This is a genomic window from Cellvibrio sp. UBA7661 (assembly GCA_002483365.1).
Lineage (GTDB): Bacteria > Pseudomonadota > Gammaproteobacteria > Pseudomonadales > Cellvibrionaceae > Cellvibrio.
The window spans coordinates 149,297-164,426 of record DLHT01000009.1 but is presented as its reverse complement, the minus strand read 5'-3'; the positions used below and the strand labels follow the sequence as shown (position 1 = coordinate 164,426).

Below are 15,130 nucleotides of genomic sequence, written 5' to 3'. Positions count from 1 at the left end.
CTCACCTCATCAATTCACGATTGCGCTGGCGATTTGGTAGGTCACCCAGGCGGCAAAATAGGCCAGTGCAAACAAATAAACGGTAAAAAACAGCGTTGCTTTGGTTGAGTTGGTCTCACGTTTTACGACCGCAATAGTGGAGATACATTGCGGTGCGTAGACAAACCATGCCAGATAAGAGAAGGCAATCGGTAGTGACCAGCTAGCCGCCAATGCGCCACCCAAGGCGACATCGATGGATTCTTCACCTACGGCGTAAACTGTTGCCAGTGCACTGACCGCAACCTCACGCGCACCCATTGCGGGGATCAGCGCGATACACATCTGCCAATTGAACCCCAGCGGTGCAAACAGTGGCTGCATAAAGTGGCCAAGCTGGCCGGCAAAGCTATAGTCGATGGCGGGTAGGGTGGCATCTTCCGGTGCGCCCGGAAAGGTCGCCAAAAACCATAAGATAATCGATAAGGCGAGAATGATCGTGCCCACGCGGCGGATGAAAATCCAGGCGCGCTCACGCAGCCCCATCAACAGGTGGTACATCATCGGCCAGCGATAGCTCGGCAACTCCAATAGCAATGGAAACTCTTCGCGCGCGGTGCGGCGGCGCATCAGCCAGGCCACCAATGCCGCACTGGCTACACCGGCAAAATACAGGGCAAACAAAGTCAGCCCTTGCAGGTTGAAAATACCCCATACCGTCTGCTCGGGAATAAAGGCCGCGATAATCAGTGCATAAACCGGCAAGCGTGCCGAGCAGGTCATTAAAGGCGCAACCATGATCGTAATAAAACGTTCGCGCGGATCAGAGATAGTGCGCGTTGCCATAATTCCCGGAACGGCGCAGGCAAAGCTGGAGAGCATGGGAATAAATGAGCGACCGGATAACCCCAAGCCACGCATGGGGCGATCAAGCAAAAACGCGGCACGGGTGAGATAGCCACTATCTTCCAATACCAGAATAAAGAAGAACAGGATGATAATTTGCGGCAGGAAGACCAGTACACCGCCAACACCGGCGATCAGGCCATCCACAATAAAGTCTTTCAGAATACCGTCGGGCAGGGTGGCACCGACCAGTTCGCCCAGACTGCTGAAGCCTGCATCGATTAAATCCACTACCGGCGAAGCCCAGGCAAATACCGCCTGGAATATCACCAGCAAAATCGTGAACAGGGCGATCAGCCCCAACAGTGGATGCATCACCAATGCATCCAGACGATCCTGCCACTGCGGTAGATGTGCAGGCTGGATCACATGCTGGCTCATGATGCTTTCGATTTCAGCGTAAAGCGCTTCAACAGATTCCTGGCGGTCGCTGAGTGCCAGCGTTTGGGTGTCTGCATCGACAGGATTTTGCTGGACACTTTGAGCATAGCTTTCCAGATACGCGCGTAATTCTGCTACCCCTTGGCTGTTAACGGCTACGGTTTCGATAATCGGCATACCGATCGCTTGGGAAAGCGCAGTGGTATTGATACTAATGCCGCGGCGCTTGGCTTCATCCATTTGGTTGAGTGCAAGCACCATCGGGCGATTAAGGCTCTTGAGCTCCATCACTAGACGCAAGCCCAGGCGCAGGTTGCAGGCATCAACCACGGCAATGAGCAAGTCGGGGCGCTTTTCGTGGGCGAGTTTACCCAGAATCACATCGCGTGCGACCTGTTCGTCGGGCGAGGTCACAAACAGGCTGTAAGTGCCGGGGAGATCGAGTATTTCAGTGGGGGTGGCGATGTGGGTGACGGTGCCGGAGCGGCGTTCAACGGTTACACCCGGATAATTTGCCACTTTGGCGCGCGCGCCAGTCAATCGGTTAAACAGGGAAGTCTTACCACAGTTGGGGTTGCCAACCAGTGCGAAACGTATAGAGGCGGACATGCTCTTGCTACCTGATCAAAGACTTGAACGGTTAAGGATGAGGGGTAATAGGTTCAACACAGATTTTGGCTGCTTCGGCGCGGCGCAGGGCAAATTTGGTGCCGTTTACCTGCACTGCCAAGGGGTCGGAACCCAGCAAACCAAAGCCAATCACCTTTAAATGGGCTCCTGGTAAAAACCCCAATTCCTTTAAACGCAGGCTGACACTTTCATCCTGAGCGCCAAACAGGGGTTGCCCAATCAAGCTGGTCACCCGGACTGATGTGCCTTTGCGGCATTGATCAAGGCGCAGAGCGGGGGTGAAGGAGTCAGCGCGTGAGGCAATATTCATAAGAGATACATCGCATATGTAAATGAGAGTGATTATTAGAAAGAATACTGTATTTACTCTCAAGCCGCAATTTTCAAAGAGAGATTGCGGCTGATGCGGTTTGTCCTGTGAGCGGGTAGTTGTGGTAATGGGGTGTAGTAATTAGTTGCGCTAACCCATTACGGTAATCACTAGCGGTTTTCCAGCCGGTTGTAATCCAACAGTGCTGCTTCAGCAGGTTCGGTCCGTTGGTACAGTTCATGGACTTGGTCGCTAAATGCCCAGAACTCACTGTGGCTGCGGCGAATGCCATAAATATCGCGCAGTGCCTTGTAGTCATCTTCCGAATCCAATGTTTGGATGCGGCTGACAAAATCCTCCAATTGCTGCTCTTCGACGCGCATAAAACTGTTGGGGTAGTTACCAATAATGCCCTGCGCAAGGGTGACATTGTCCTCGGCAGCAATACGCCGTTTATCCTCCCCAAAGAGTGACGACAAGTTGGAATAAGCGCTGTTGTGTACCAGCGTGAACAAACCGGCATTGGGAATATAAATAAGTGTGGTTTGCGGCAAAAAGCTGATGGGCTTTCCGGTAGTGTTTTGCAGTTTTTGGTAGAGCGCCAACTTATGTGCAGGCAATTTTTTTGCCTGAAGATTAAAGGGCGAGTTGGCTGCCTCTCCCAAGTGTAATTTTAATTTTTGATAAAGCTCTTGTTGAGGATCATCGCTCACATAGCGGATTTTGTTGGAGGCATCGATCTGCTTGATGTAAAGGTCGAGGTAGGTTTTGAGATTGGATTCGGCATCGCGGTACCAGGAAGACATCGCTTTTTCCTGCGCTTTTTCCGGCAGCAGGCCGACAAAATTCATCTCGCCTTCGATGCGCAAAAAGTCCATGTAAAGACGGCTCAAGAGCTGATGCGATACATTGCCATACACATCAAAACCAGCCACCAATAAATAGTGAATACGCTCAAGTAAAGGGTAGTCAATTACCCAAGCGGTTTTAGGGGATTGGCCGATAAGCCCTTTGTGTACGCTGGCACTGTCACTGTGGCGGAAAATCGTGAGTGCTGCGTTGGGATTTTTACTACTCCCATTTTTTCCGGTTGCCCCGCTCCAGATGTTGGCCATCTCAAGCCCGCCTTCGTTAGCAATCAACTTGCTTACAAACGCAGCTTTTGCGTTGAGATATTCTTTTTGCAGCTCGGAGTATTTCAGCCAATTTGTCATCGGCAATAAAGTATTACCCGCTTCTGCAGGCAATTGCAGATGCTTGCTATTTTCCGCCAGAAATTGCGCAACCTCATTAGTATTTTGTGTGTCGGGCGATACAAAGAAAACCCAGAAGTGATCCTGAATTACATTGAGTGCAACCTGTCCACGACAGACCGGACCTTTAATAAAATTCATAATGGTGAACTGCGCTTCATCCAGCATAAAACGGTAGCGCGCATTGACCGGTAATTGGGCAAAGCTCACAAACGGATTTGATGCAGTTGCCGGATCATAAGAGGGCAGGTGAGTTACGTCGTAAAAAAATTCGCCTTCTGTTGCAAAAAATAATTGCTGCCATTGCTTCATCCGCTCGACATTTAATGCATAAGGCATGTGGTTTTTGGCAACGATGCTCGATGGGTCTTGCCACAAACGGTAATACACGCGTTCAACCTTGGGGTTATCGTAAGGGCGTTGGGTGCTGATGCGTTCGATGGGTTGGCCGGGTGGCGTGCTGGAGCGCACCAAGCGGAAATAGGTTCTGGGCGCTTCCTTAAAATGAAGCTGTGCCAAAAACAAATGTTCGTAAATGTAGCGATTGACCAGCTGTTGTTTCAGGCTATCGCCGTTGAAGAATGCTTCCCACTGGTTCACTTGTTGTTGCACGCTTGCGGGAAGCTTGGGGGGCATTCCCATCGCAGCGCCTTGCGCTAGCCACTCCATGATTAACGTGTGCTCTTTTGGACTGAGTGCAGGAAGGCCGTAAGGCATTCCCCACAGCGGCTTTTTGTCTGCAAATGCAGCAAAGTTTTCAATGCTGGGACAGTACGGTTGGTTATTGAGATTGAAATCAAAATCGGCGGGTAAAATCCCGGTTGTTGGCAGAGGATGGTTTTTTTTCAATTCCAGTGATTGCGCCAGCACGCCGGCGTTGATGTTGGCCTTGCGCGAATTGCTGCGCTCATTCAACACGGGGTGGAATCCCTTGCTGCGCCAATCAGCGGTTGTGTGTGCATCTTCAAACAAACGCGTAAGCGATGCTCCCAGCAAGCGTGTTCCGTCGTATACCTTGACTGGATTGGCTCCGCGCAGCAGACCCTCATAAGATTCCAGTTTGAGCTGACAGGGCGCGTCGTAACAGCCATGGCAAACAACACAGCGCTGTTCCAGAGTTTTTCGCGTGTCTTCGTAATAAGTCAGTGTTGCCCTGATTGGCGAGGAGGATATTTCCCGCGGTTGTGCTTTGCCATAGCGTTGGTCCCATTGCGAGCCGGTGATACTTGCGCACCCCAAGGTGAGCAAAATCATCATCCATAATCCGGTACGTGCGGTTTGTTGCACTGACGTGTTGATCGACATTCCTCTGCTAGCCCCTTTCCTCTGGAATCTTATGACATCTGGTATCACATGCTGGTATTTGTGGATTGCAGTCTAATCCGCACTAACAAAAAAAGGGAACCTGATACTGGCGACGCTGTCACCCTAATGCGGATTAGGCCATAATCCCGCTGGCGACTGCTTCCGCGTAGGATGTCACAGCTTGCCCATCCAGTTTCCAATCGCTATTACAAAGGTATTGCTATGAGTGATGACTACCAACCGCGACAAAGCTCGTCCACCTCCATGATCGTGATTGTGGTGTTGGTTTTGATTGCCGTTGCGGCTGCTTTCTTTTTCTTGCGCGATGATGCACCCGCCACATCGCAATCAGTGGTAACCCCGGTTGCAGTTGCCCCCCAAGCCGCCGTCAGTAGCAGTAGTTCCTCCGCGGCACCCATCGTTGAGTACACCCCCCCTGTGCCCGTGGTTGAGGTAGAGCCTTTACCTGCATTGAACGAAAGTGACGCAGGCATCTTGGCTGCCCTGCAACAATTGCGTGGTGAAGGATTAATACAGTTGTTGGTGCCGCAGGAGGTAATCCGCAAGTTCGTACTCGCGGTAAACAATATTTCCGAGGGTAAGGTCATACACGAGTATCGCCCGGTGGTATCACCGCCACCGCCGTTTATCGCTGAAACCTTCTCGGTCATGGTAGAAGGCACTGCAGTTGATCAGGAGCGTATAGCCCCGACTAATTACCAGCGCTACGAGGCTTACGTTACTACACTTGCGTTAATCGATAGCGATGCTGCGGTTGCGGTCTATCGCCGTTTTTATCCGCTGTTGGAAGAGGCCTTCCGGGAGCTGGGATTAAAGAAACCAAACTTCCATAGCGTTATGATTGCAGCCATCGATAACCTATTGGCGGCACCGGATAACCAAGGTGATTTGTTACTGGTTCGCCCCAAAGTGTTCTACCAATACGCCGATCCAGCCTTGGAAGCACTGCCTCAAACACACAAATTAATGCTGCGTATGGGGCCTGAAAATGCGCGCAGTGTTAAGGCCAGCTTGCGCCAATTGCGGGCACGCCTTATTAACCAGTGATACAGGTTTAGGCAAAATCCTGCAGTCAAAATAACCCCCCCAAAGCCGCTAAAAAGCGGCTTTTTTGTTTCCGATAAAGCAATGTGTGTATTTTGGTAATGTTGCTTGGCGCGACATGAAAATTTTTTTTCACATCAAAATTGCGGCTCAAAATTGCAACTTATTGATTTTAAATTGCTTTCTTGATTTCCCCCTAATGTTAAGGCGGTAAATGTTACTTTTCATTTCTTTGCAAAACTGTTGACAACGTTGTCCAGCAGGAATAGTGTTGGCTGATCGACAACGTTGTCTTTATTTGGTTCGTTGTTGAAGAGTTAGATCATTATTAATACACATAAATGACAAGTCACGGGAGATTAACCATGCGTAACAAGTTAAGTGATGCGATCAAGCTGGCCAATAAGAGCGCGCTGATGCTCGGTTCAGTAGCAGCTGTCGCCATGATGGGTTTTGCAACAACTGCCAACGCTCAAGACGCAGGTGCAGAGCCAGAAGAAGTAATCGTGACGGGGATTCGTGGTGCGTTGAAAAACGCTGTAGATATCAAACGTAATTCTACTTCCGTAGTTGATGCGGTATCGGCAGAAGATGTTGGTAAATTCCCTGACTCTGACGTTGGTCAATCTTTGGGGCGTATTCCAGGTGTAGCTGTTGGTCGTGAAAATGGTCAGGGCGCATCTGTATCTATTCGTGGTGCTGCACCACAAATGACTTTGACCACATTGAATGGTCAAACTGTTGCTTCCACTGGCTGGTACGATCAAAAATCTACTGACCGTAGCTTCAACTATTCTTTGTTGCCGTCTCAATTAATCGGCGGTATGGAAGTTTATAAATCTTCGCAAGCAGATATCGCTGAAGGCGGTGCTGGTGGTACTGTTATCATCAAAACCCGTAAGCCGCTGGATATGGATGCAAACTCTGTGTATCTCGGCGTTAAAGCGAAAACAGGCACTGTTGCTGATGATGTTACCCCAGAAGTTTCTGGCCTTTATAGCTGGAAAAACGATAGCGAATCCTTCGGTATTTTAGTTGCGGGTGCCTTCGAAGAGGGTGACTACGTTCGCCGTGGGACCGAGTCTGATTACCAATGGTGGTCTGATGTTTCTCCAACTACTTTCATTCAAGAGCGTGAGCGTACTGCACTTGATGTAACTGCTCAATTCAAACCAACTGAAAATTTAAGCTTTGGTGTGCATGCGCTTTCTCTAGATTTGAAAGGCGATAACACCAACACCAGTATGTATCTGTTTAACAGTGCCGCTTCAGGCTTCCCGAATACTTATGCTTGTCAAGAAACTAATGCGGCAGGTGCTTGTATTAAAAGCACTACCCAGCCAAAAGATGGTGATTTGGGAGTGGGGTGGGCATCGGGCACTTTGGGAACTGAAACCTTTACTCAGACATGGGGCCGTGTGGCTAGCATGAAGTCTGAAACCATTGATTTGGATGGTGAATACACTGGTGATGGTTTCACCCTGACTGGTCGCGTTGGTCAAACCAAAGCGGACGGCGGTACTGATTTGACCACCAACTTCCAGCATTTCCCAAGTCTTGGCGACAATATGTCAGTTTGGGGTGGGTCAATTGACGCAACTGGCAAGAAAATCAAAATTGATGCATCTGTAGATCCAAGTGTTACTTTGTCTGACTATAGAGCGACGGTTTCACCAGAAGGTTGGTCAATTGGCCGTGGCCCTAACTCTGATGAAGAAGTGTATGCGCAATTTGACATAGAGTTTGAGCTGGATGCTGGCCCTCTGACTGCATTTAAGACCGGTGTGCGTACTACTGATCACGATGTTAATAGACAATCTTTCAAGCCAACCTTAAAAACTGGCATAGATCCTGTGGCAACTTCCTCCGTTTATAGCGGTACTTACGAAGTGGGTGAGAATGGTTTTACTGCACCTGAGCCAAATCTGTCTGCAATGATTGCAGAAACCAAGAAGCACATTGCTGGTTGGAATGAAGTGCGTTCAGGTTACGTAGATCTAAACGAGCAGAACGATGCCATTTACGGTATGTTCACCCTTGAAGCTGATGGGGTGAGAGGTAATTTTGGTCTTCGTTATATCAGCAGTGACATTACTTCTAACCAATACGAGTTGGATGGTACTGTTGATGCGGCAAACGGTGGTTTGAATGAAGGTTTCAGCAAATCATTGACTGCAAGATCTGCTAACTACCATGACGTATTGCCAAGCGCGAACTTTGCATTTGATGTGGCTGAAGATGTGGTTTTGAGAGTTAGTGCTAGTCAGGCTATCAACCGCCCAAGCTATGACGATATGATTAATATCACCAGCGGTTTCGCTGATGATAGAGGTAATAACCAAGTTCGTCGTATAGGCAATGTGGGTATGAAGCCGGTTAAATCATCTCAAGCTGATGTGGGTGTTGAGTACTACTACGGTGATGGCAACATGATTTCTGCCACTTACTTTGTGAAGACTCTGTCCAACACTATGACCTCTACTTTTGAATCTAACCAGCCATTGATTTTCGATCCAAAAGCAGGCAACAACTCTTGGACTATCGAAACTCTGACTGATTCAGGTTCTGCGCAAATTGATGGTATCGAATTGCAAATTAACCATGCGTTTGATAACGGCTTTGGTATTGCTGCCAACGTCACTTTCGTTGATACCGATGTTCCTTTAAATACGTATAGTGATGAAATTGGCGTGTTCACTGAGTCATCTGATAAGAGTGCCAACCTTGTTGGTTACTGGGAAAATGATGTTTTCTCCGCTCGTGCGGCTTATAACTGGCGTTCAGAGTACATGATCCGTGAAGGTTCATACTACTACGGTAACCGTATGCATGATGACTTTGGTACACTGGATCTGAGCTTTGGTTGGAACTTTACCGACAGTCTCAATCTGACCTTTGAGGCAATCAACATTCTTGAAGAGGATGATGTTCAGTACGGTGCAGCTGATGTATCAACCGCTTCAAATGGTGTGAAGTTACCGCTGTTAGAGGGCTTCCCTGCATGGTCATCTCAAGGTGAAGCGACTTATATGTTAGGTTTAAACTATAAGTTCTAATCGCTGAGTGACAGAAAAAGCCCAGCTTATGCTGGGCTTTTTTGTTTGTAATAATCGGGTAATGGTGTAAGTCGATGAAAATAAATCGTGTGGCAATTGTAGGTGGCGGCACTGCAGGTTGGTTGGCTGCAAATCATCTTGGGGTAGAGCTTGGTCGCGATCCTGATATTGAAATCACATTAATAGAATCCAAAGATATTCCTGTCATCGGTGTTGGTGAGGGCACTGTACCTAGAATAAAAGAAACGTTGCAAAAATTTGGCATCAGTGAGGTTGATTTGTTGTCAACCTGTGATGCAACTTTCAAGCAGGGAATAAAGTTTGCTAATTGGATGAATGCAGAAAAGTATGGTTCTGATCATTTTTACTATCATCCATTTAGCTCACCTTATCCGTCGGGATTTGATGTAACTAATTACTGGTTAAATCATCGCGAATCCCTTCCTTTTTCCCGTTTGTCTGAACTCTATTCAGTTGCAGAGTTAAATCGCTCCCCCAAACAAGTATCTTCAGCTCCTTTTGTGGGAGCGGTGGATTATGCCTATCATTTCAATGCTGCAAAATTTTCAGAGCTATTGGCTCGAAATGCGCTTGAAAAATTTTCAATAAGACATCGCTTTGAAACCATTGAGCAGGTTATGTGTCATGAGGATGGCAGTATTAAAGAGTTGGTTTATAAGTCAGGCGGCCGCGAAGAGTTTGATTTTTATATTGATTGCACGGGTTTTGCTTCATTGTTGATAGGCAAAACCTTAGGTGTCACCTTTTTGGATAAGTCTGATTGCATATTGTCTGATACCGCATTGGCCTTGCAGGAGCCAACCGTTGAAACAGATGAGATAGCTCCCTATACCTTGGCAACTGCACACAAAGCTGGATGGATTTGGGATATTCCGCTAACTAATCGTCGCGGAATTGGTTTTGTATACGCTTCAAAGTACATGGATGATAATGACGCAATGCAAACTTTTTCAAAATATGTCGGGCGTGATTTGCAAAATGCAAATCTGCGTAAAGTGCCAATGAAAATTGGTTATCGAAAGTTATTTTGGGATAAAAATTGTGTTGCGCTTGGTTTGGCTAATGGGTTTGTTGAACCATTAGAGGCTACTTCTATTCTGGTAACTGATTTTTCGGCTCAGTTATTGGCGAGAAACTTTCCGAAGATAAAAGAAGATATTGCTGTGGTTGCTAGTTATTGCAACAAATCGGTTGCATTCACTTGGGAACGAGTGATTGATTTTGTGCAACTTCATTATTTTATTTCCGATCGACGCGACTCTGCTTTTTGGCAGGATTCCACGGAAAACATGCATATTTCCGATGTGTTACGCGAGCGTTTGGAAATGTGGAAAATTATCGCCCCGAAAAAGTCGGACTTTTTTAGTGCTTTTGATATGTTTGGTGTAGAGAACTATTTATTTGTGCTATACGGCATGTTTTTTCCAACCCGTTCGCCGGTAATGGGAGTCAAAGAGGCTGCTCGATCTGAGCAGCTAATTATTAAGCAGCAGGAAAAGTCAGCACAAATGGCTGGCAATCTTCTGTCGCATCGTCTTTGGCTTACAGAATTGCAGCGAGCACTGGCGGTTCGTTGAGTGGTCTCATTACGCAATAGTTTTAGTAAATTGGGATGTATTATAGAGGCGCATATGGTGAATGATTTTTTGGACGTGAAAATCCTGCACATGGGCGAAGAAAAAAATAAAGTAATTTGTATTGATAACTTTCTTTCTGATCCATTGCAGTTAGTAAATTTCGCCAAGGCATCAACTTTTACTCCCTATGCGGCAGCTGCACAGAGAAAAGGTTATCCCGGGATTCGCACAGCGGCTCCAGCCGAATTGGGGGCTGCGCTTAGAAGAAAGATTACTACTATTGTAAAAAATGAATACGAAATTCCTAATGCTTCCCAGATAAAACCCCTCCAAGATGCTCTATGTATGATGACAGTACCTGAAGTAGAGTTGGGCCCTTTGCAGCGCATCCCTCATTTTGATGCTAGTAGCCCTTATTTTTTTGCGACACTGTTATTCTTGTGTGGTGAACAGCATGGAGGAACGGGGTTCTATCGCCACAATGCAACGGGCTATGAGGCTATTACCCCTGAGCGAGTAGAAGATTTTCTTGATGTTTCTTGCGATGAACTAAATAGCAAGCGTTCAGAGCGACGTTACTTTTCTGAATCCAATGAGTTTTTTACCAAAATTGGTTTTGTACCAGCTGCTTTTAATCGTTTGCTGGTTTATCGAGGCAATATTCTTCACTCCGCAAATATATTTTCAGATCTTAGCCTCAACTCCGATCCAGAGGTGGGGCGTTTAACTGCCAATATATTCTTTAGTTATGAGTAGTTACTAGAAATTCAAAGAGTATTTTTTGAATATATACGGGCATAACATTTACTCATAGATCGTTTTTTTTCTGGGCAAATGAGGTGCAGTGATCACGCTTTTTGCGGGTGTTTTTTGTGATTTTTATCTGTATTGTCGCCGTGAGGAGTTTTTTTCGAGAAAGTTAAAAAAAGATCAAATTCCTTTTGACAACGTTGTCCTGTAGGCGTAATCTAATCCTGTCCGATGATGACTTCTGGGTCTGATATCTCTCCTTATCAGGGTCAGTATCATGGGGCATGAGTTCTCTAGAGCTGTAGTAGTGGTCTTGTGGTTAGTGTCCTGCGGGGCACTAACCTTTTTTAACTGTCTGTTATGATGACGGCTTGGTGCAGGGGTGTGGCCCGTGTACAAGAAAGTCAAGTTTTTTGAGTATCTGGCAGCCGATGAATTGCGCCGGGTATTTGCTCTAAAAAATAATGAGGTAGATCATGGCAAAGATGCCACTTGGCGAACAACCCTTGTTTATCGGTATTGATGGCGGAGGTACCAAGTGTCGTGCCAGTATCATGACTGCTGACTTGCAAGTATTAGGTACAGGAGTTGGTGGTCCTGCCAACCCTTTCCAAGGTGTTCAACAAGCCAAAGATTCTATCCGCACTGCTGCTGAACTTGCGTTGATTGATGCAGGTTTACCCCCTTCCGTGATGAGTGAATTAATTGCCGGTGCTGGTCTTGCCGGTGTAAATGTTCCAAGCCTTTATGATGTTATGTCGGCGTGGGAACATCCTTTCAAAGAAATGCATCTTACTACCGACCTTCACATCGCCTGCCTTGGTGCCCATAACCGGGATGAAGGGGCGGTTATGATCTGTGGTACTGGTTCGTGCGGTTACTCTTTTGTAAATAATGAATCGCTGTTTATCGGCGGGCATGGTTTTCCCATTGGTGATAAAGGTAGTGGTGCCTGGATGGGGCTTGAGGCAATCCAGGCGATCCTGCTGGCTTATGATGATTTGGGGCCGCAAACCAGTCTGAGTGAATCTATCGGTGAGTTCCTGCAAGCATCGGGCGTTATGATTGTTGATCGCATGTTTGGAGCCAAACAGGGCGATTATGCCAAGTTCGCTATTTTTGTGGTCGATGCGGCGGATGCCGGTGATGCGGTTGCAATTGGAATTGCCAAAGAGGGTGCTGCTTATATGAGTGGCATTGCGCGTAAGCTTTGGGCAACCAACCCTGGGCGCATGTCAATTATCGGTGGCCTTGCTCCACGCCTGATTCCTTGGATGGATAAGGAGATGGCAGAGAAACTCTCTCCTGCGCTATATCAACCGGAATTTGGTGCCGTGTATTTCGCCAAACAGCGTTTTAAATATATTAATAATAATCAGAGTGTTTTAACCACTGCTAACTAACGCGAGAACCATACAAATGAATAACGAAGCTGTTGCTGTGCATTCCCCTCCTGGAAATTCAAAAAGCATATTGTTGCCATTGGCGATGATTGCCGGACTATTTTTTATTTTCGGGTTTGTCACTTGGCTTAATGGCTCGTTAATGCCTTATTTGGAAGTTGTGTTGAACCTGACACCATTTCAAGCTTCTTTTATTTTGTTTTCTTTTTATATCGCCGTTACCGTTTTCTCACTGCCTTCTTCCTGGGTTATCCGCAAAGTAGGATACAAAAATGGAATGGCGATCGGTTTGGGCGTTATGGCCTTGGCCGCGTTACTTTATATTCCTGCAGCAAAAACCCATTGGTTTGCGTTATTTTTGGTTGCGCAATTTATGATGGGTGCAGGGCAGACATTAGTGCAAACAGCGGTGAACCCCTATGTTGTAAAAATGGGGCCAGAAGAATCTGCGGCACGTCGTATTAGTTTGATGGGTATTCTCAATAAGTCAGCGGGTATTGTTGCGCCTTTGGTGTTTACTGCATTGATTTTGGGCGGAATGAGCGGCCATCCAACAACAGCACCATCTGCCGAAGAAATCGAGCAAATGGCGAGTAATTTGGTATTGCCTTATATTTACATGGCATTGGTAATAGGTGCTGTGGCACTTTTGGTAAAAGTATCATCTTTGCCCGAATTAAATTTGGATGAAGAAAATAATAACCATCTGCCATTGCGTGAAGTGCTCCAGTTCCCCAGTTTGGTGTTGGGTGTTGTAGCGCTATTTTTGTATGTCGGTGTCGAAGTGATTGCAGGTGATACCATCGGTGCTTACGGGCGCAGCATAGGCTTCACCAATTTCTCTATCCTGACCTCAATTACCATGACTTGTATGGTGATAGGTTACATTCTGGGAATATTGTTAATTCCTCGTGTTATTTCCCAACAAAAAATGTTGTCGGTTTCTGCTGTATTGGGCGTGTTCCTGAGTTTGTCAGTGGTATTTGGTAGCAATGAATCCACTGTTATCAGTTCAATGTTTGCTTTCCTTGGTGCACCTGCCATTCCAGATACCATCTTGTGTATTGCGCTTTTGGGCTTGGCAAATGCGATTGTATGGCCGGCAGTGTGGCCTCTGGCATTGAGTGGTTTGGGTAAATACACCAGCACAGGTGCTGCATTGTTAATTATGGCGATTGCCGGTGGTGCGGTAGTGCCTGTCATTATGGGTGCATTATCAACGATTGTTGATCGTCAAACAGCTTACATAGTGATGACTCCCTGTTACTTATTTATTCTTTTCTATGCAGTCAAAGGATACAAACTGCGCAGCTGGAAATAATTTTTCCTTATACGTTTTACCGCTACATCGTCTGCGAGGTATCCGATGGTTAAACAACGTTTCTTGGCTTTGGATGTAATGCGTGGTTTGACCCTCGCGTTGATGATTCTGGTAAATACTCCAGGGTCCTGGGAGTTTGTGTACGCTCCACTGCTCCATGCTGATTGGCATGGAGCAACGCCTACCGATTTTGTATTCCCTTTCTTTATGTTTATTGTTGGCTCGGCCATGTACTTTTCTGTGCGTGGTTTGTCCCAGCTTTCGTTTGCACAACAATCCAAAAAAATCCTGCGCCGCGTGGCCTTGCTGTTTTTGATCGGTGTCTTGTTATCTGCGTATCCATTTACCGAGAGTGTGAGTGAGTGGCGCGTTATGGGAGTGTTGCAACGTATCGCACTCGCATATGGTTTTGCGGCATTTATTATTTTGTATTTTGGATTTTCAGGGCGTGTTGTTATTAGCACCATCTTGTTGGTGGGCTATTGGGCGCTGTTGAATATTTCATCTGATCCCTACAGTCTTGAGCACAATGTTGTGCGTCAGTTTGATCTGAGTGTGCTGGGTGCCAGTCATTTGTGGCAGGGTAAAGGTATGCCGTTTGATCCGGAAGGTATCCTCAGCACATTTCCATCGATTGTAAATGTAATCATCGGTTTTGAAGCGACGCGTGTTTTGTTGGCGAGCGAAGACAAAGAAAAAGCATTGAGCAAATTATTTGTGTCTGCATTAGCGTTGATTGGTTTGGCGTTGTTGTGGAATACCGTATTTCCTATCAACAAATCCTTGTGGACCAGTCCGTTCGTTGTGTTGACCTGTGGTGTTGCTATTTTGATGTTGATTTTGCTGGTCAAGCTGGAGCGATCCCCGTTAGCAAATGCGATCAAACCTGTGTATCACTGCTTTGAGATTATTGGTAAAAACCCGCTGTTTATTTATGTATTGTCGGGCTTGTTGGCCACAACCATGTATTTGATTCCGGTTGGCAATGAGTCACTGTACACCGCTCTTTATGGGGCATTCCGAAGTGTAAGCGACCCTTATTTTGCCTCATTTATTTTTGCGCTTTTACAAGTGGCTATTTTGTGGTTTGTGGCTTGGGTGCTGCATAAACGCAATATCATTATCAGTTTATAAAGAATTTCCTGCACTAGAGCAGACGTTGTGAAACAGGTG

10 protein-coding genes are annotated in these 15,130 nt (G+C 46.6%); 7 read left to right on the top strand and 3 right to left on the bottom strand.

The features are described 5' to 3' along the window. Positions 1-9: 9 nt before the first annotated feature. The 3 genes from feoB to B2739_RS08175 all read right to left on the bottom strand — a co-directional run bounded on the left by feoB (position 10) and on the right by B2739_RS08175 (position 4,764). Complete coding sequence (feoB, locus tag B2739_RS08185; protein ID WP_331345372.1) at positions 10-1,875, bottom strand: ferrous iron transporter B; 1,866 nt, start codon at positions 1,873-1,875, stop codon at positions 10-12. Between the two features lie 31 nt (positions 1,876-1,906). After that, complete coding sequence (locus tag B2739_RS08180; protein WP_331345371.1) at positions 1,907-2,206, bottom strand: FeoA family protein; 300 nt, start codon at positions 2,204-2,206, stop codon at positions 1,907-1,909. Between the two features lie 170 nt (positions 2,207-2,376). Next, positions 2,377-4,764 carry a fatty acid cis/trans isomerase gene (locus B2739_RS08175; protein ID WP_331345370.1) on the bottom strand — a complete coding sequence of 796 codons (2,388 nt, stop codon included), beginning with the start codon at positions 4,762-4,764 and terminating at the stop codon, positions 2,377-2,379. Positions 4,765-4,986: 222 nt separating this feature from the next. Here B2739_RS08175 and B2739_RS08170 point away from each other — a divergent pair, with 222 nt between their 5' ends. From B2739_RS08170 to B2739_RS08140, 7 genes are all read left to right on the top strand, one after another. Further along, positions 4,987-5,832, top strand: a complete 846-nt coding sequence (locus tag B2739_RS08170; RefSeq protein WP_331345369.1) for a DUF3014 domain-containing protein — start codon at positions 4,987-4,989, stop codon at positions 5,830-5,832. Positions 5,833-6,194: 362 nt separating this feature from the next. After that, entirely contained in the window at positions 6,195-8,885 is a 2,691-nt protein-coding gene (locus B2739_RS08165) for a TonB-dependent receptor (protein WP_331345368.1), read from the top strand. A 74-nt stretch (positions 8,886-8,959) separates the two neighbouring features. Continuing rightward, entirely contained in the window at positions 8,960-10,483 is a 1,524-nt protein-coding gene (locus tag B2739_RS08160; protein ID WP_331345367.1) for a tryptophan halogenase family protein, read from the top strand. Positions 10,484-10,537: 54 nt separating this feature from the next. Further along, positions 10,538-11,239 (top strand): DUF6445 family protein, encoded by a 702-nt coding sequence (locus B2739_RS08155; protein ID WP_331345366.1) that lies wholly within the window; start codon positions 10,538-10,540, stop codon positions 11,237-11,239. Between the two features lie 470 nt (positions 11,240-11,709). Continuing rightward, the gene (gene nagK / locus B2739_RS08150) at positions 11,710-12,636 is read left to right on the top strand and encodes an N-acetylglucosamine kinase (protein ID WP_331345365.1); all 927 of its coding nucleotides are present in this window, start codon (positions 11,710-11,712) and stop codon (positions 12,634-12,636) included. Between the two features lie 16 nt (positions 12,637-12,652). After that, positions 12,653-13,957 (top strand): N-acetylglucosamine MFS transporter NagP, encoded by a 1,305-nt coding sequence (gene nagP / locus B2739_RS08145; RefSeq protein WP_331345364.1) that lies wholly within the window; start codon positions 12,653-12,655, stop codon positions 13,955-13,957. Positions 13,958-14,002: 45 nt separating this feature from the next. Continuing rightward, positions 14,003-15,091, top strand: coding sequence for an acyltransferase family protein (locus tag B2739_RS08140; RefSeq protein ID WP_331345363.1), 1,089 nt, complete (start codon positions 14,003-14,005; stop codon positions 15,089-15,091). The last annotated feature ends 39 nt before the right edge of the window (positions 15,092-15,130 follow it).

Coding starts and splice junctions, on each gene's coding strand:
- feoB (WP_331345372.1), bottom strand. CDS start 1,875: ATGTCCGCCTCTATACGTTTCGCACTGGTTGGCAACCCCAACTGTGGT.
- B2739_RS08180 (WP_331345371.1), bottom strand. CDS start 2,206: ATGAATATTGCCTCACGCGCTGACTCCTTCACCCCCGCTCTGCGCCTT.
- B2739_RS08175 (WP_331345370.1), bottom strand. CDS start 4,764: ATGTCGATCAACACGTCAGTGCAACAAACCGCACGTACCGGATTATGG.
- B2739_RS08170 (WP_331345369.1), top strand. CDS start 4,987: ATGAGTGATGACTACCAACCGCGACAAAGCTCGTCCACCTCCATGATC.
- B2739_RS08165 (WP_331345368.1), top strand. CDS start 6,195: ATGCGTAACAAGTTAAGTGATGCGATCAAGCTGGCCAATAAGAGCGCG.
- B2739_RS08160 (WP_331345367.1), top strand. CDS start 8,960: ATGAAAATAAATCGTGTGGCAATTGTAGGTGGCGGCACTGCAGGTTGG.
- B2739_RS08155 (WP_331345366.1), top strand. CDS start 10,538: ATGGTGAATGATTTTTTGGACGTGAAAATCCTGCACATGGGCGAAGAA.
- nagK (WP_331345365.1), top strand. CDS start 11,710: ATGGCAAAGATGCCACTTGGCGAACAACCCTTGTTTATCGGTATTGAT.
- nagP (WP_331345364.1), top strand. CDS start 12,653: ATGAATAACGAAGCTGTTGCTGTGCATTCCCCTCCTGGAAATTCAAAA.
- B2739_RS08140 (WP_331345363.1), top strand. CDS start 14,003: ATGGTTAAACAACGTTTCTTGGCTTTGGATGTAATGCGTGGTTTGACC.